Here is a 16,420-nt window from a genome sequence, read left to right on the forward strand (position 1 = left end):
CGGCTCGCTTACTGGCGGTAGGACTTGAGGAAGCCGCCGATGCGTCCGATGGCCATCTCCAGGTCATCGACACGTGGCAGGGTCACGACGCGGAAGTGGTCTGGCCATGGCCAGTTGAATGCAGTGCCTTGAACCACCAGCAGCTTTTCGGAGAGCAGCAGGTCGAGGACGAATTTCTCGTCGTTGTGGATCGGGCAGACTTTCGGGTCGATGCGCGGGAAAGCGTATAGCGCGCCCATCGGCTTGACGCAGCTCACGCCCGGAATGTCGTTGAGCAGTTCCCAGGTGCGGTTGCGCTGTTCGAGCAGGCGACCTTGCGGCAGCACCAGGTCATTGATGCTCTGGTAGCCACCCAGGGCGGTCTGGATCGCATGCTGGCTCGGCACGTTGGCGCACAGGCGCATGTTCGCCAGCATGTCGATGCCTTCGATGTAGCTCTGGGCGTGGTGTTTCGGACCGGAAATGGCGATCCAGCCGGAACGGAAACCGGCCACGCGATAGGACTTGGACAGACCGTTGAAGGTCAGGCACAGCAGGTCCGGCGCCAGGGAGGCGGTGCAGATGTGCACGGCATCGTCGTAGAGGATCTTGTCGTAGATCTCGTCGGAGAACACCACCAGGTTGTGCTGGCGGGCCAGTTCCAGCATGCCCAGCAGCACTTCCTTCGAATACACGGCGCCAGTCGGGTTGTTCGGGTTGATGATCACCAGGGCCTTGGTGTTCGGGGTGATCTTGGCCTTGATGTCGGCCAGGTCCGGCCACCAGTTGGCTTGTTCGTCGCACAGGTAATGCACCGGATTGCCGCCGGACAGGCTCACGGCGGCGGTCCATAGCGGGTAGTCTGGCGCAGGCACCAGCACTTCGTCGCCATTGTTGAGCAGGGCCTGCATCGACATCACGATCAGTTCGGAAACACCATTGCCCAGGTAGATGTCTTCAATGCCGACGCCTTCTACCTGCTTTTGCTGGTAATACTGCATCACGGCCTTGCGCGCACTGAACAGGCCCTTGGAGTCGCTATAACCCTGGGCGGTCGGCAGGTTGCGGATCACGTCCTGGAGGATCTCATCCGGCGCTTCGAAACCAAAAGGCGCCGGGTTGCCGATGTTCAGCTTGAGGATGCGATGGCCTTCCTCTTCCAGGCGCTTGGCGTGCTTGAGCACCGGGCCGCGAATGTCGTAGCAGACGTTGGCGAGCTTGTTCGATTTGCTGACCTGCATGGCGATGTGTTCCCGAAAATGAACGATCCAGACGGCGTTTGGACAGCCGTGCTGGGAATCCTGCGTATTCACACAGGCCCGGCGCCTTGAGATGCAGCACCCATATTTCCGTTTGAATGCGCGTGGTCTGGCTGCCAGACTGGCGTTTGACGAGGCGCAATCATACGTGCCGCCCGATCCGTGGAAAAGGTACAGATCGGGCTTTTTCAGCCGCTGAGGTGTGATGATGGAAAAGTTGGAAAAAACCCTGGAAGAATGGAAGGCGATGCTCGATCCAGAGCAGTACAACGTGTGCCGCCTCAAAGGCACCGAACGTCCGTTTTCCGGTAAATACAACGCCACCAAAACCGACGGTGTCTACCACTGCATCTGCTGTAGCGAACCGCTGTTCGATTCCAGGACCAAATTCGATTCCGGCTGCGGCTGGCCGAGTTTCTACGCGCCGATCGGCGACAGTGCCATGACCGAGATCCGTGATGTCAGCCACGGCATGATCCGCACCGAAGTGGTCTGCGCCAAATGCGACGCGCACCTGGGGCATGTTTTTCCTGATGGTCCGCCGCCGACTGGCCTGCGTTATTGCATCAACTCGGTGTGCCTGGACCTCGTTCCCCGCGACTGATCCGAAGCGAGCGGACCATGCGCTGAACCTGTAGGAGCTGCCGCAGGCTGCGATCCTTTGATCTTGATCTTCTGCGATCCGGAAAAAAAATCAAAAGATCGCAGCCTGCGGCAGCTCCTACAGGGTTGTGTATCGGACAGCTGATCTGACCTGATTAATAGATTGCACACAATTCAATTGCTCGCTATTTTGTTGGCTCTGGCATTCACTCGGAACCTCAAACATGAGCGACAACCTGCTGAGCATCCCTTGCACCACGATCAAGGGAGAGCAAAAGACCCTGGCGGATTTCGCCGGCAAGGCCGTGCTGGTGGTCAACACGGCCAGCAAGTGCGGTTTCACTCCGCAATACAAAGGCCTGGAGGAGTTGTGGCAGACCTACAAGGACCAGGGCCTGGTGGTGCTCGGTTTTCCCTGCAATCAGTTCGGCAAGCAAGAGCCGGGCAATGAAGGGGCGATCTCCGAATTCTGCGAGCTGAACTTCGGTGTCAGCTTCCCGCTGTTCAAAAAGATAGAAGTCAACGGCGCCGGGGCCCATCCCCTGTTCGTGCAGTTGAAAAAGCGCGCTCCGGGTGTACTGGGTTCCCAGGGCATCAAATGGAACTTCACCAAGTTCCTGATCGGCAAGGACGGGCAACTGGTCAAGCGCTTCGCCCCGGCGACCAAACCGCAGGACCTGACCCGCGAGATCGAAGCCCTGCTCAAATGAACACCTTGTCCGTCGATTCCCTGAAGCTCGACAGCCAGCTGTGTTTCAAGCTTTACGCAGCTTCCCGTGCGGTCATTCGCGCCTACAAGCCAATGCTCGATCAGTTGGGCCTGACGTACCCTCAGTACCTGGCGATGCTGGTGCTGTGGGAGTGGCAGGAAGCGGCCCCCGAGCAACCGACCGTGAAGGCATTGGGTGAGCGTCTGGCCCTGGATTCCGGCACGCTGACCCCCTTGCTCAAGCGCCTCGAACAACTGCAGCTGGTGCAGCGTCAGCGTTCGGCGCGCGATGAGCGTGAAGTGCACCTGAGCCTGTCGCCCGCCGGAACGGCCTTGCGCGATCAGGTCGGGCCACTCAAGGCGCGGTTGTTGTGCGACAGCGGGGTCGGCCTGAATCGTCTCAACGACTTGCGCGATGGTCTCGACCACCTGTTGGGACAGATCAGGGCGCTGTCGTAGCGGGGATCCACAAGTCCAGCAGGGCGGCCAGTTCTTCGCGCCGGAAGGGTTTGGCCAGGTAGTCGCTCATGCCCGCGGCACGACAGCGTTCGCGCTCCTCCGACATGGCGTTCGCCGTCAGGGCGACGATGGGCAGCTGGGGCCAGCGCCCGCTGCGGCGGATCTGCCGGCTGGCTTCATAGCCGTCCATCACCGGCATGTTGCAGTCCATCAGCACCAGGTCGAACTCCCGTTGTTCGAGTTGATCCAGGGCCTCGGCACCATGGGCCGCGGTGGTCACCTCGCAGCCGAGTTTGCCGAGCATGCCCTTGGCCACCAGTTGGTTCACCGGGTTATCTTCCACCAGCAGCACGCGCCCGCGGCGTAGCGGGCTTTGCGTTTCGTGCCGGACATCGTTGATCGGCTGGGGCTGTGGTTGCAGGATCCGCCGCAAGCTCTGATACAGCGTATTGCGGGCCAGGGGGCGTGCCTGTTGTTGCAGGGGGGCGAGGGCGTTTACCTCTTCGCTGGGCATGAAATTGCCATACGCGGTGATCAGCAGGATCGGCGCGCTGAGGGCGGGGCGCAAATTGAACAGGCATTCGGGGCAGTCGGTGATGAGCACGTCGGCTGCCAGGCCCAGCAGTGAGTCATCCATGGAGCGCCGTTCATAGTCCAGCCCCCAGCCAGGCAACAGGCTGTTCAGCAGTTCACCCAGCCCGCTGCTGGCGGCCGTGATGGCGACGACTTTGCCATTGAGCGCAACAGCAGGCATTGCGCGGGTATGGCTGGGTAATGGCAGATCGGCGCAGAACTGACTGCCAAAACCCGCTTCGGAGCTGATCGTCAGGCGCCCCTGCATGGCTTCGCAAAGGTTGCAGGTCAGCGCCAGGCCCAGCCCGGTGCCGCCAAATTGGCGGGTAATACCGGCACCGGCCTGGGTGAAAGGCTGGAAGATCCTGGCCTGGGCTTCCTGAGGGATGCCGATGCCGGTGTCGCACACTTCGATTCTGACGCCGTCCCCGAACGTTGACAGGCGCACGTCGACACGCCCGAATCGGGTGAACTTGAGGGCATTGGACAGCAGGTTACTGACGATCTGCCGTACCCGGGTCGGATCGCCGAGCACCAGTGCCGGGAAATGCGGATCGATCAGGCAGGTCAGTTCGACGCTGGGGGCGGCGTTCTGCGACAGCAGGTTGGCGGTGTCCTCGATCAGCGATCCGAGATCGAAGGGGATGTGCTCGAGCTCGAGCTGACCGGCATCGAATTTCGATAAATCGAGGATATCGTTGAGCAGTTCCACCAGTACCTTGCCCGAGTCGTGGGCGATCGACAGCTGTTGCTGTTGTTCGGCATTCAGCGGTCCGTCGAGGGACAGCGCGATCATCCCGAGCAAGCCATTGAGGGGCGTGCGGATTTCATGGCTCATGTTGGCCAGGAACACCGAGCGGGCTTCGGCCATGTCGAGGGCGGTGCTGCGCGCGGCTTCCAGTTCCTCGTTGGATTGGCTCAGCCGGGCGTTGATCGCCTTGAGTTCGGCGGTGCGGGCCGAGACGATGTTTTCCAGCTGGCCAAGATATTCGGTCAGGCGGTTTTCCGCGTTGCGCCGCTGCCGGATTTCGGTGGCGATGTTTTTGAATTGCTGGTTGGCAACCTTGACCAGTACACCGATCTCATCGTTGGCGTGCCCGGCGGGACACTCCAGCGACGTCGGTTCGGTGTTGCCCGGGTCGCGACCGCTGAGTTCTCGGATCACCCGCACCAGGGGTTTGGTCAGCATCACATAGAACAACGCCAGCAGGATGCCGGACAGCAGCAGGCTGCGGGCGAAGCCATTGATCAGGGTCACTTCGGCCCGGCGCAGGAACCGATTGCCGAAGGCATAGGTATCGACCTTCAGCCGCAGCGTACCCAGAGATTCGTTGGGTAAATGATCCAGGTAAAGCCGGTCTTCGAACTGTCGGCTTGCACCGAACAGGAAGTCACTGAGCATCCGGTAGCCGTTTTGCACCTCGGGTCGCTTGGCGTTGGCCAGCACGGTGCCGTTGTTGTCGGTCAGTTTCGCGCCGATGATCGCCGGTGAGCGCAGCAGGCCCTGGGTCAGCTCCTTGGCGAGTTCGGCGTCGATGTTGTAGGCGATTCGCGAGGCCGGGTTGTGGCTGATTTCCAGTAATGAAAGGATTTCACGATTGATGGAGGCGTCTTCACTGGCATAATCGATGCCTATTTGCAGCAGGCTGAGCAGCGTGCCCAGAATGAAACCGACCAGCACGGTCAGCCGGGCTTGCTTGAATGACAGCCGGTTGGTGAATTTGATGTCCATGGGAGGGTGAACCACTTCCGTTTCCTTTCGCTGCTCAAGCATAGTCGATCATGCCTGCCTGTTGATGTTCTCGCGAGGCCTGTACCGCGGGGGCAGCCGCTTGTGTGACGCTGTGTTTCGTCGCTGTATCACCATCATTACTGTGAACGTGCCCGAGGAGAAGTCGTGGATTCCCGATTGAATGCTTTTCTTGAACGCGCCGATGCCGTTCTGGCCCGTATCGAGCCGTTGCTGCCGGCACCCCGGCCAGCCATCGACTGGACGCAATGCCTGGCGGCGCGCTGGCAGCGTGAGTCTCGCGGCGGTTATCTGATGCCGCTGCAGGTCAGCCTCGACATGCGCCTGTCGGATCTGATCGGCGTCGACCGGCAAGTTGAGCAGCTTGGGCGCAACACCCAACAGTTCCTCGATGGCATGCCCGCCAACCACGCCTTGCTGTGGGGCTCGCGCGGCACCGGCAAGTCGTCGCTGGTGCGCGCCTTGTTGGCCGAGCACGCTCAAACCGGTTTGCGTCTGATCGAGATTGAACGCGATCACCTGGCAGACCTGCCGCGCGTGGTCGAACAGATCGGCAAACTGCCCCAGCGTTTCGTGCTGTTTTGCGATGACCTCTCGTTCGAGTCGGGCGAGGGCGATTACCGAGTGCTCAAAAGCGTACTCGATGGCTCGCTGGAACAGGCGCCAGATAACGTCCTGCTGTACGCCACGTCGAACCGTCGCCACCTGGTGCCGGAAAAGGAAAGTGACAACGAGAACTGGAAGCGGGTCGATGGCGAGCTGCATCCGAGCGAGGCGGTGGAGGACAAGATCGCGCTGTCGGACCGCTTCGGCCTGTGGCTCTCGTTCTATCCGTTTACCCAGGAACACTTCCTCGACGTCGTCGAGCACTGGATCGGCCAGTTGGCCGGCAAGGCCGGACTGACATGGCAGCGCAGCGAAGAGCTGGACATCCTGGCGGTACGCTGGGCCACCGGCAGAGGCAATCGCAATGGACGTTGCGCTTATCAATTTGCCCGTTACTGGGTCGGGCTGAAACTGTTGGAGCACAAGGCATGATCGATTTACAAAAGAGCGGCCAGGGCCTCGAAGGCTACGGCATGCTGCACGCGCAGCTGGAGTCCTTGCTGGCGGACGAGCGGGACTTCATCGCCAATGCCGCGCAGTTCTCGGCGTTTCTGTTCAATCAGCTCGATGACCTGAACTGGGCCGGTTTCTACCTCAACCGCAATGAGGAGTTGGTGCTGGGCCCGTTTCAGGGGCAGATCGCTTGTGTGCGGATTCCGTTCGGACGTGGCGTCTGCGGAACGGCAGCCGCTACCTTGCAGACCCAGTTGGTCGAAGATGTGCACGCATTCCCAGGTCACATTGCCTGTGACAGCGCCTCGAACAGCGAACTGGTAGTGCCGCTGGTCAAGGACGGCCGATTGATCGGCGTGCTCGATCTCGACAGCCCGAAACTGGCGCGGTTCACCCCGCAGGACCAGGCCGGTATCGAGCAACTGGCGGCGATTTTCCTGCGCCTGACCGACTGCTGATCAAGACGCCAGGCCCGCCTTGGCCAGCAGGCCCGGTGCGTCCACCGTATCGATCTGCGCAGGGTCGAGGAAGCGCCTGGCGTACTGCAAATAGATCTGTGCCCTGATGAACAGCCCGAACAGTTCCGGGTCGATGTGGGCATCACGGCACATGAACGCCATGATGCCCAGCGCCTCGCTCAAGGTCTTGGCTTTTTTGTAGGGGCGGTCGGCGGCCGTCAGCGCTTCGAAAATATCGGCAATCGCCATCATTCGCGCCGGCAGGCTCATGTCTGCTCGCTTCAAGCGTTTCGGATAACCACTGCCGTCCATTTTTTCGTGATGCCCGCCGGCTATTTCCGCGACGCTGCGCAGGTGCCCGGGGAATGGCAGATGGTTGAGCATCAGGATCGTCTGAACGATGTGGTTATTGATGACATAACGCTCCTCGCTCGTCAGGGTGCCCCGGACAATGCTCAGGTTGTACAGCTCGCCCCGATTGTATTTGTGGGGCGGAACGTCGAGTTTGAAACCCAGGGGATTGTCTTGCGGTATCACTTCGTTTTCGCTGCGTTCGAACAGGTGCTCGGGTTTGTCCGCCAGTAAGGGTTCGCTGACGGGCAGGGTGGGGGCGGGTGTTCGGGCCTGACGCCGGTTCTCTTCCCAGGACACGCCCAGCCGGTCATCCAGGGTCCGGGTCCAGGTGCGTTCAGCCACGCTGCGCAGCCGGTGCAGATCAGCGTCGGCCATGGCTTCGCCCCCCAGATTGCAACGGGCAATGAAGGCGAAATCATCATCCAGTCGGGCCAGGCTGGCATCACGCAGGTCTGCCAGCGTTTGCTCGTCACCGCCCAGGGCAATGGCCTGCCAGTAGCTGATCCAGGCATCGCGCTTGAGTACCTCGAAGCGGGTGCGGATTTCGTGGATGCGATCGGTGAGGGTTTCCAGCTTCGTGGCTTTGTCGACGACGTATTCCGGTGTGGTGATCTTGCCGCAATCGTGCAGCCAGGCAGCGATGTGCAGTGCCTCCCATTCATCGTCGGTCGGCCGATAGGCGCTGAAGGCGGGGTCCTGGCTGGCCGCCGCCGCCCGGGCAAGCATCAGGGTCAGTTCCGGCACGCGCTGGCAATGGCCGCCGGTATAGGGACTTTTGGCGTCGATGGCACCGGCCAGCAGTTGAATGAAGGCGTCCAGCAACTGTTTTTGTCGGGCTTGCAGACGCTGGCTTTCGATGCACACGGCCGCCGCGCCGGACACCGCCTGGAGAAACGCAATGCGGTCCGGCCGCAGTTTTTCCAGATCGCTTTGCTCGCCGCTGTCGGCCAATAGCAACACCAGCAAGCCCACGGTTTCGTTGTGACGATTATGCAGGCGGATTCCGATCAGATGGACCCGGGGACTTTCCAGCGCGAGCAAGACTTTCTGCAGATCGCCCGCTTGCTCGAACCCCAGGTTACTGACGATGTTGTCGACGTTTGCCAGCTGCTGCAGCCATGGGGGGCTTTGCGGGTTTTCCAGTGAGTGTCCGCGGATGTCGAAGGATTGCAGGTTTTCGGTGGTGTCATTGATGACCAGTCCGTGGGGTTCCATATGCCCGCCATCACCTTCGCGCAGATAGATCAGGCCGGCCCGGGCCTGACCGATTTTCACGGTTTCAAACAACACGCGTTCCAGCAGGGGGGCGAAACGGGTTTCGGCGCTGAGGCTGTCAGTGATCTGGAAGAAGCTCGCCAGCGTGTCTTTCATCCGTGCCATCGACACGCTCAGTTGGTCGACTTCGAGCACCGGCGAGCGACGGGAAAGCGGAAAATTGAAATCGAAACTGCGAATCGCATCGGCCTCCTGCACCAGGGCGCGCAAGGGTTTGACCAGGACTCTGGAGGTCAGCCAACCCAGCGGCACGCATAACAGCAGCGTTGCCAGGGTAATGAGCGCACCTTGCCAGCGCATCCGGTAAGCATCGACGAGCAACTCGTCTTCCGGAACCAGCAGCGCCAGTTGCAGGCCTTGGGGGCCGCCTTCCTGCATGCTGCTGCGGGCCACGATCCACTTCCGGCCGTTGGCATCCAGGCGATTGCCTTCAGAGGAGTTGTTGAGCAACGCACCCAGGCTGGGGCTCAGGTCCGCGGCCTTGATCAGGCGGGACGTCTGATCATCGATGATCAGCCTGCGGCTGTCGGGGTAGGCAATAGCATTGCCTTCGGCATCGAACAGCACGATTTCGGTATGAGGGGTCACGACGTGCTTGGCCAGGGTCGCGCTGAGTTCGGCCAGGGTCAGGTCGGCGGCCAGGATTGCCTTGTCGCCACTGCGTCGTGCCAGCGTCGTGCCAATGTCATGGGTGGAAAAAAAGATATAGGGTTCGGTCGTAATCTGTTCATTGTCGCTACGGGCGCTGGTAAACCAGGCACGGCTGCGAGGGTCGTAGGTGTCGTTCAGGTTGTCCTGGCGACTGACGAGGGCCAGGTTGCGGTCGAAAAACAAAGACTGGGAACGAGCCTGGCCGCTGCTGTCGTGCTCAATGCTCCAGACCTGGTAAGCCGCCATGTCCGGAGCCTTGACCAGGGCTTTGACCTCTGGGGTATGCAGCGGGCGAACCATGAAAAAGTCGCCGTTGTCGTAGCCCAGGTACAGCGACGCCAGATTGGGGTTGTCCTCGAGTGACTGGCTGAACGGTTCGAGCAGTGCCAGGCGGTGTTCCAGATCAGCGGACTGGCCCGCCGGATTGAGTGCCAGCAGGCTCAACAGGTGGCGAATGGGTTGATAGGTGGCGTGCAGGTCCAGCCGGACATCCTGCTCGATACGGTTGAAGAGTTTTTCACTGCTGGACAGTATGATCTGGGTCGTTTGCCGGTAGTTGAAAAGACCCAGCAGCACTCCGGTCAGCAACAACAGAAAGGTGAACATCACACTGATATGGACATGCAGTGGAAACCGGCGTGGATCCGTGCGCAGTGGGTCAGGCATTGCGGGTTTCTCCATGAGGGTCAACACCCTGCCGAGGGTCCAAGCATAGTTAAGGCTCTGTCATTTTGCCTTCGTCGTAATGCTTGATCTGACGTAGTAACGCGTCCTCCAGCTCAAGCATGGTGCGCTCCATGGATTGGCAGCATCCGGCCACTTTTTCGCGATCGAAATCCTCATGGCAGGCGGCTTCAAGCGCCTCGCAGCGGTCGATCAGGGGTGATGCTTGCACTATTCGGGCTGCGCCTTTGATTTTGTGGGCAATGTCCTGCAGCGCCTGCGTATCCCCGAAGCTGGATAGCGACAGCAGCGTTTGCAGATCCTGGCGGTTGCTGTTGACCAACTCGTTGAGCAATCGGCGGTTCAATATGGGGTCGCCTCCGGTCAGCAGTTTCAGCCCGTGCAGGCTGAACGCCGGGGCTGCATGGGTGGGCTCAATGTTTTCCATCCACTGACTCAAGGCTCCGAGGCTAAGGGGTTTGAACAGACAGTCATCCATTCCGGCCTGTTTACAGCGTTGTATTTCTTCCGGTTGGGCGTTGGCGGTGAACCCGAGTACGGTGCAGGGAGGGCGATGATTTTGACTTTCATGCCGGCGAATGGCACGGGCCAGCTCGTAACCGTTCATGACCGGCATGTTGCAATCGGCGATCACCAGATCAAACGGTTGGTCTTTCCATGCCTTCAATCCCTCCTGGCCATCGGCCGCGACAGTAAATCGATGGCCTAGAAACTCCAGTTGCTGGCAGGTGAGCAAACGATTGGCCGAGTGATCGTCGACGACCAGAACATTCAGTGGGGTTGTGTCGACGACAATTTGCGTCTCGGCCAGCTGGGCAGGTTGTTGCATCGGCAACGCTTCCAGGTGCAGCAATACCTCCACTTGAGTGCCGACCCCCGGCTCGCTGCGCAATTGCAGACTACCGCCCATCATCTCGCAGAGATTGCGGCTGATGACCAGCCCCAGCCCTGCGCCCCCCCTGGCCGATTGAACGGCGTTGTCGGCCTGGGCGAAGGGTTCGAACAGCCGGTATTGATCCTGTTCGCTGATCCCGATACCACTGTCGTGAACCTGCACCCGCATTTGCACACGATCAGGCTGCATTGCTGGCTGCAGGTCGACAATGACCCGGACCTGGCCTTGCTCGGTAAACTTGATGGCATTGCTGATCAGGTTGGACAGCACCTGCTTGAAGCGCAAAGGGTCCAGCAACACATCGAAGGTCGGGTTGGCCGAAGAAAACTCCAGCTTCAGTTCGAGTTCCTTCTGTCGGGCAAGGCCATCGAAAATCCGTACGACCGAGGCCACCAGTTCACCCGGATTAACGCGCTCCGGGCTAAGGCTCAAGCGCCCGGATTCGATTCTGGCAATGTCGAGGATGTCGCCAATCAGTTCCAGCAACCCTTTCGCCGAGTTGTACGCGACATCGATGGCCGGACGCTCCGGGTGCCGATGATCAAGACGCTTGAGTGTCAGTTCAAGCATGCCGATGATTGCATTCATCGGCGTGCGGATCTCATGGCTCATCGTGGCCAGAAACGTGCTTTTGGCGCGGTTGGCGTTATCGGCGTGTTCTTTCGCGCAGCGCAGATCATCGAGCAGTTGCCGACGTTCGCTGATGTCGATCCAGCCACCGATAATGCCTTGCACTTTCGCGCTGGAATCTCGGTAGGGGAGAATCCAGTGATAGATCGTCAGCCGCCGGCCACCAATGTGCAGTTCGCGATCGACGATCAACGGTCTGCCCTCGGTCACCACACGCTGGTAGTCAGCCTGGTACTCCCGGGCTTCGAACACATTGCTCATCGACCCCTGCATGACGCTTTTGCCGATGACATCTTCACGCCTGGCGCAGAACGCTTGCAGGTAACTGTCGTTGCAACTTTGCAGTAGCCCCTGGCGATCACGTACGTAGATCGGATGGGGCGTGCCATTGACCAGCGATCGCATGAACTCGAACTGATCGTTCAATGCACGCTCGGCGGCCTTGCGCTGCTTGATCTGGCGTCGCATGTAGTCGTTCCACGCAATGGAAATCAGCAATAGCGCACCGGCACCGATGACGATTTGGTAGAACAGTCTTTGATAATTGCGCCAGGTGCTTTGCGAGGACGCCGAATAGCCGCGCCATCGACTGTTGATGATGCCCAGTTCCTCCGGCGAGATGCTCAGCAGCGCCTTGTTCAGAATGGCGTTCAGCTCTTTGGCGTCCCGTGCAGTGGCAAGGGAGAACGCTGCCTGCTCGGTACCGATGGTGGTGCTGATTTGCAAAGTGTGTTCGAACAACCGCGACGAAATGAAGTAGTTGGCAATGACCAGTGAGTTCACCACGCCTTCGGCCTGACCTTCGGCAAGCATCTCTACGGCGCTGAAAGTGTCCGGGGTTTCGATCAGCTTGATCCGGGGAAACTCTCTGCGCAGGTAATCCCTGAGTGGATTGCCGCGGGCAATGGCCAGGCGCTTGTCCTGCAACTGCTCGAGGTTGGTTGGGCTGTCGGCGGCTTTACGGGTCAGCAGGACGTAGGAATTTTCCAGAAATGGGCGGGTAAAGTTCAGCTGGGACTGACGTTTGGCGCTGGGGAGCAACGCGGCGATCACATCGGCCTGGTTGTTTTTGATCTGTTTGATCATCTCGTCATCGTTTCGACTGCGCTGGATGTCAAAGCGCAAGCCGGTGCGCAGCCTGATCAGCTCGAGCAAATCCGCGCTGACCCCGCGAAAGTTGCCATTGCTATCGAAAAACGTCAGTGGCGCAAAGGCTTCGTTGACGACGACGCGCACTATCGGGTGTTGGGCCAGCCAGCGTTCTTCCCGGTCAGTGAGTTGCAGCTTTTGATCGGTCAGCAGAATGTCGCTGCCGGCGCTCCAGCGTTTGGCGATGTTTTCTCGCTCACTGGAGGGAATGGCCTTGATCATCGCGTTGATGATGCTGAGCAGCTCGGGGGCGTTCCTGTTGACGGCAAAGCTGAAACCGTGGGCTTCATGTTTGCCGAAGTTGGCCATCCGGATGTTGTTCAAGTACCCCTTGTTGATCATGTAGTGAGTTGAAATCGTGTCACCGAGAAACACGTCCGCCTGATCGAAGGCAACGGCATTGATCGCATTCTGGTAGGACGGATAGGACGTGATGATCGCCTTTGGGTACAACGCCTTGACTTCCGCCAGCGGCAAATAGTGATACACCATGCTCAGGCGCAATCCGGCCAGGCCATCGGTGAGAGATCGGGTTTCCCCTTCGCGGGTCACCAATACGGGTTGGTCGACGGCATAGGGTATGGACAGTGCAATCCCGGCAATGCCAGCCTCGAATCCATTGGCAGTGCCAAGCAGATCGACATCGCCGTTCTGTAGCGCAGCGATCGCGGCCCCTCGGGATTCGAAACGCTGAACCTTGACCGGCAATCCGGTTGCTGTTTCCAGAAGGCCAGCGTAATCGGCGGTAAAGCCTTCATAGTCCTGACCACTGGTGGTCAGGTCGAAAGGGGGGTAGTCCGGGGCCGACGTGCCGAGCGTCAGTTGATTTTTGTTGTTTATCCATTGTTGCTGGGATTCATCCAGTCGAATCTCCAGCGCGCCGACCTTCGAGCGACTGAGCAGCGTGTAGAGTTCATTGCCCGGTGCTCCGAACAACGACGTGCTCACACATAGACCTGCGGTCACTTGAATCAGATAGACCTTCAAACGGCTGGGCATCCAGGTTCTCACACGAGTGCGTTACGTTTTGCCATCTCGATCAGTTCAACCAGGGATTTGGCTTTGAGTTTCTGCATGAGGCGCTTTTTGTAGGTGCTCACGGTCTTGTTGCTCAGAAACATGCCCTTGGCGATTTCCTTGTTTGTGCGACCTTGGGCAAAAAGTTGCAGGACCATCAGTTCCCGGTCGTTTACGGACTTGAACAGTTCCAATTCGATGCAACGTGTTTCATCTCCGTGGATGGGGTTCAAGGCCTCACTCGGGAAATAGTTGTAACCTGAAAATACCGCTTTTATGGAACTCACCAGTTCACTGATGTCCTCTTGTTTGCAGACATAACCCGAGGCTCCGGATTGCATGCAACGAATACCGAAGAGTGTCGGGCATTGTGCGGTCAGTACCAGTGTTTTAGGAGGATTACTCATTGCGTTGAACCGGGACAGCACTTCCAGGCCATCCAGTTTTGGAATGCTGATATCGAGAATGACCAGGTCCGGCATACATTCGCGAACCATTTGCATGGCGTCGACCCCATTGTCAGTTTCGCCGACGACTTTGTAACCTTCGTGTTCCAGCAACATTCGAACGGCAAGGCGGATAACCGGGTGATCGTCGACAATAAAAACGGAGTTCATAATCAAGTCCCATGCGAGCTCAAATAAAGCGCGCACCTTAGCTCAGTTACTTGAAGGGACGCATGAACGGACCGGGCTGTAGCAGCAATATAGGAGAAATCCTACAAATTAAGAGGAATGGGACTACGTATTAACTAGGTTTCTTGTTAGGAAGTCCGGGGAAGTCCGGCGGTTTTGTGCACTTTTCAAGGAAATTGTTTGTAGGTTTTACGCTGTGCATTTTTCGGTTTTTATATGTGCTTTTTGTTTATGTTGGTGCCAGGCTCAACAGGTCTCTAAATTCAGAATGTTTCAATGGTTTTATCAAGTAACCCAATAATGGCAGGCCGTGTTCGTTGGCCGTTTTTACAAGTTCATCCAGTTCAGACGTCGTCAGGCTGCTCAGTATGATCGCCTGCCTGATCAGCCCTCGCTGACTGGCGAACCGGACCAGATCGAGTCCTGTGAGATCGGGCAGGCATTGATCGCATAAAAGGATGTCGAATGGCTGTTTAACCCCGAGCATCTGCTGCATGGCGCTTCTGGCGCTGTCGGCGGCAGTCAGTCGGGTGAAGCCATAACTTTCCAGCAGGCATTGAGTGGCTATCAGTTGGAAGGGGTGGTCCTCCACCACGAGGATTCGTAGATCGTCTTCGGCCATGGTGCACACTTCGTCTGTCGAACAGAGGGAGGGCGATTGTTTCGCGAGAGCGTCGGACAGGCGATCAGTTCGCTCGCCATGTGTTGTAGGGCGATTCGACGAGACTTGAGTGCTGTTGGAGGTTGAAGGGGGATCAGCCAAAACGAACGCCGTAATGGCTGATCAAACGAAGCACCTCAGTGGCTGGCACGGCCCGTCATTTCCAGGGCCATGTCACTGGCATAGCTGTCGGTCATGCCGGCGATGAAATCAATCATGCGCAAAAACGACGTGTGCAGCGGGCCGTGAGGATCGGGTGCATTGTTACCCAGCAGATCAAGGATGCGGCGGCTTTTGAATGACGGGGTCCGACCGTTGTGTTGCTCCAGTGCTGCACCGCAAAAGGCGTTGAGGAGGATTTCCAGCGTGGTGTAGGCGCCAATCTCGTGCAGGGTCTTGCGCTTGTCCTGGAAGATTTTCTTGCGGGCCATGTCCTTGGCGTTCAGCACGCAACGCTTGGCGGGCCCGTGCATGTGCTCCACCAGGTCACCGGGCAATGTGCCGGCCAGCAGCGCGTCCTGTTGCTCGACGAAGGCGCGGGCCGCGGCATTGGTCAAGTGTTCGATGGCCTTGCCGCGCAGGATCGCCAGTTTGCGTCGGCGCGAATCGCCGGGACCGAGCTGGCGGTAGGTCTCCGGCAAGTCGTCGCCCACCAGGTCCAGCAGCAGGGACTCGACTTCGGCGTATTCCAGCAACTCCATTTCGAGGCCGTCTTCCAGGTCGATCAGCGCATAGCAGATGTCGTCGGCGGCCTCCATCAGGTACACCAGCGGATGCCGCGCCCAGCGTTGCTCTTCAAGTTGCGGCAGGCCGAGTTTATGGGCGATCTGCTCCAATAGCGGCAACTCGCTCTGATAACAGCCGAACTTGTGCTTCTTGTAGCCCAGCGAATCGGCGTGCCTGGCCGTCCATGGATACTTCAGGTAGGTGCCCAGGGTTGCATAGGTCAGTCGGGTGCCGCCGTCGAACTGGTGATACTCCAGTTGCGTGAGCACCCGAAAGCCCTGGGCGTTGCCTTCGAAATTCAGGAAGTCATTGCGCTCGGCTTCATTCATCGCATCCAGCCAGCCACGGCCGGCGGCTTGCTGGAACCAGTGCCGGATCGCATCTTCACCGGAATGTCCGAAAGGCGGGTTGCCGATGTCGTGTGCCAGGCAGGCCGATTGCACCACCATTCCCAGGTCGCTGGGTTCGCACCAGTCGGGCAGGGCGTTGCGGATGGTTTCGCCGACCCGCATGCCCAGCGAGCGCCCCACGCAACTGACTTCCAGCGAGTGGGTCAGGCGCGTATGAATGTGATCATTGCTGGACACCGGATGGACCTGGGTCTTGCGCCCGAGGCGGCGGAAAGCCCCCGAGAAAATGATGCGGTCGTGGTCTTTGTGAAAAGGGCTGCGGCCGAGTTCTTCAGGGCTGTGCAGAGGCTTTCCGAGGCGTTCGCGGGTAAGCAGGGTGTGCCAATCCAAGGCGGGACTCTCCGTCAGGTGACTGATGGCCTAGCTTCCCGTTTCGCGTCATGACCTGCAAGCGGAACTACAACCCGGCGGCGTCGATATCGAGGTCACCTTGCAAGAACTTTTTTCGCAGGGGGGCTCAATTGACCGGATAGGCGCACAGGAT

The 16,420-nt window shown here is 59.0% G+C and carries 12 protein-coding genes; 5 read left to right on the plus strand and 7 right to left on the minus strand.

Going from position 1 to position 16,420, the window contains the following annotated elements; translation table 11 throughout:
• Nucleotides 1-8: 8 nt before the first annotated feature.
• On the minus strand, nt 9-1,220 hold the full coding sequence (locus C9422_RS06635; protein WP_007973513.1) for a pyridoxal phosphate-dependent aminotransferase: 1,212 nt from the start codon (nt 1,218-1,220) through the stop codon (nt 9-11).
• A gap of 226 nt (nt 1,221-1,446) precedes the next feature.
• Between C9422_RS06635 and msrB the strand changes: the two genes are divergently transcribed.
• The 3 genes from msrB (at nt 1,447) to C9422_RS06650 (ending at nt 3,009) form a co-directional block, all read left to right on the plus strand.
• On the plus strand, nt 1,447-1,842 hold the full coding sequence (gene msrB, locus C9422_RS06640; RefSeq protein ID WP_007973511.1) for a peptide-methionine (R)-S-oxide reductase MsrB: 396 nt from the start codon (nt 1,447-1,449) through the stop codon (nt 1,840-1,842).
• 223 nt (nt 1,843-2,065) lie between these two features.
• Nucleotides 2,066-2,551 (plus strand): glutathione peroxidase, encoded by a 486-nt coding sequence (locus C9422_RS06645; RefSeq protein ID WP_008002671.1) that lies wholly within the window; start codon nt 2,066-2,068, stop codon nt 2,549-2,551.
• Entirely contained in the window at nt 2,548-3,009 is a 462-nt protein-coding gene (locus tag C9422_RS06650; RefSeq protein WP_116580078.1) for a MarR family winged helix-turn-helix transcriptional regulator, read from the plus strand. Before C9422_RS06645 ends, C9422_RS06650 begins: the two co-directional genes overlap by 4 nt.
• On the opposite strand, the gene C9422_RS06655 is transcribed toward C9422_RS06650, so the two are convergent.
• Nucleotides 2,993-5,356, minus strand: a complete 2,364-nt coding sequence (locus C9422_RS06655; RefSeq protein ID WP_116580079.1) for a response regulator — start codon at nt 5,354-5,356, stop codon at nt 2,993-2,995. The genes C9422_RS06650 and C9422_RS06655 overlap by 17 nt on opposite strands.
• 123 nt (nt 5,357-5,479) lie before the next feature.
• On the opposite strand from C9422_RS06655, the gene C9422_RS06660 reads away from it, so the two are divergent.
• Together C9422_RS06660 and C9422_RS06665 are read left to right on the plus strand one after the other, a co-directional pair.
• Nucleotides 5,480-6,370, plus strand: a complete 891-nt coding sequence (locus C9422_RS06660; RefSeq protein WP_116580080.1) for an ATP-binding protein — start codon at nt 5,480-5,482, stop codon at nt 6,368-6,370.
• On the plus strand, nt 6,367-6,849 hold the full coding sequence (locus C9422_RS06665; RefSeq protein ID WP_095966417.1) for a GAF domain-containing protein: 483 nt from the start codon (nt 6,367-6,369) through the stop codon (nt 6,847-6,849). The genes C9422_RS06660 and C9422_RS06665 overlap by 4 nt, the downstream gene beginning before the upstream one ends.
• Here the strand turns inward: C9422_RS06665 and C9422_RS06670 are convergent, their stop codons facing one another.
• The 5 genes from C9422_RS06670 to C9422_RS06690 all read right to left on the minus strand — a co-directional run bounded on the left by C9422_RS06670 (nt 6,850) and on the right by C9422_RS06690 (nt 16,266).
• On the minus strand, nt 6,850-9,795 hold the full coding sequence (locus C9422_RS06670) for an HD domain-containing phosphohydrolase (protein ID WP_116580081.1): 2,946 nt from the start codon (nt 9,793-9,795) through the stop codon (nt 6,850-6,852). It abuts the gene before it with no gap.
• Between the two features lie 49 nt (nt 9,796-9,844).
• Nucleotides 9,845-13,486: a transporter substrate-binding domain-containing protein gene (locus C9422_RS06675; protein ID WP_116580082.1), complete on the minus strand. Its 3,642-nt coding sequence runs from the start codon at nt 13,484-13,486 to the stop codon at nt 9,845-9,847.
• Nucleotides 13,487-13,494: 8 nt separating this feature from the next.
• Entirely contained in the window at nt 13,495-14,121 is a 627-nt protein-coding gene (locus tag C9422_RS06680; protein WP_007973494.1) for a response regulator transcription factor, read from the minus strand.
• Nucleotides 14,122-14,368: 247 nt separating this feature from the next.
• Nucleotides 14,369-14,761: a response regulator gene (locus C9422_RS06685; protein WP_116580083.1), complete on the minus strand. Its 393-nt coding sequence runs from the start codon at nt 14,759-14,761 to the stop codon at nt 14,369-14,371.
• A gap of 176 nt (nt 14,762-14,937) precedes the next feature.
• A complete protein-coding gene (locus tag C9422_RS06690) occupies nt 14,938-16,266 on the minus strand; it encodes a deoxyguanosinetriphosphate triphosphohydrolase (RefSeq protein WP_116580084.1) in 1,329 nt (442 codons plus the stop codon).
• Between the last annotated feature and the right edge of the window lie 154 nt (nt 16,267-16,420).

The organism is Pseudomonas sp. B1(2018), from assembly GCF_003097365.1.
In the GTDB taxonomy this organism is placed as follows: Bacteria; Pseudomonadota; Gammaproteobacteria; order Pseudomonadales; family Pseudomonadaceae; genus Aquipseudomonas; species Aquipseudomonas laurylsulfatiphila.

What these genes read in the sequence shown, in the direction of transcription:
- C9422_RS06635 (WP_007973513.1), bottom strand. Translation starts at nt 1,220, where the DNA reads ATGCAGGTCAGCAAATCGAACAAGCTCGCCAACGTCTGCTACGACATT.
- msrB (WP_007973511.1), top strand. Translation starts at nt 1,447, where the DNA reads ATGGAAAAGTTGGAAAAAACCCTGGAAGAATGGAAGGCGATGCTCGAT.
- C9422_RS06645 (WP_008002671.1), top strand. Translation starts at nt 2,066, where the DNA reads ATGAGCGACAACCTGCTGAGCATCCCTTGCACCACGATCAAGGGAGAG.
- C9422_RS06650 (WP_116580078.1), top strand. Translation starts at nt 2,548, where the DNA reads ATGAACACCTTGTCCGTCGATTCCCTGAAGCTCGACAGCCAGCTGTGT.
- C9422_RS06655 (WP_116580079.1), bottom strand. Translation starts at nt 5,356, where the DNA reads ATGCTTGAGCAGCGAAAGGAAACGGAAGTGGTTCACCCTCCCATGGAC.
- C9422_RS06665 (WP_095966417.1), top strand. Translation starts at nt 6,367, where the DNA reads ATGATCGATTTACAAAAGAGCGGCCAGGGCCTCGAAGGCTACGGCATG.
- C9422_RS06670 (WP_116580081.1), bottom strand. Translation starts at nt 9,795, where the DNA reads ATGCCTGACCCACTGCGCACGGATCCACGCCGGTTTCCACTGCATGTC.
- C9422_RS06675 (WP_116580082.1), bottom strand. Translation starts at nt 13,486, where the DNA reads ATGCCCAGCCGTTTGAAGGTCTATCTGATTCAAGTGACCGCAGGTCTA.
- C9422_RS06680 (WP_007973494.1), bottom strand. Translation starts at nt 14,121, where the DNA reads ATGAACTCCGTTTTTATTGTCGACGATCACCCGGTTATCCGCCTTGCC.
- C9422_RS06685 (WP_116580083.1), bottom strand. Translation starts at nt 14,761, where the DNA reads ATGGCCGAAGACGATCTACGAATCCTCGTGGTGGAGGACCACCCCTTC.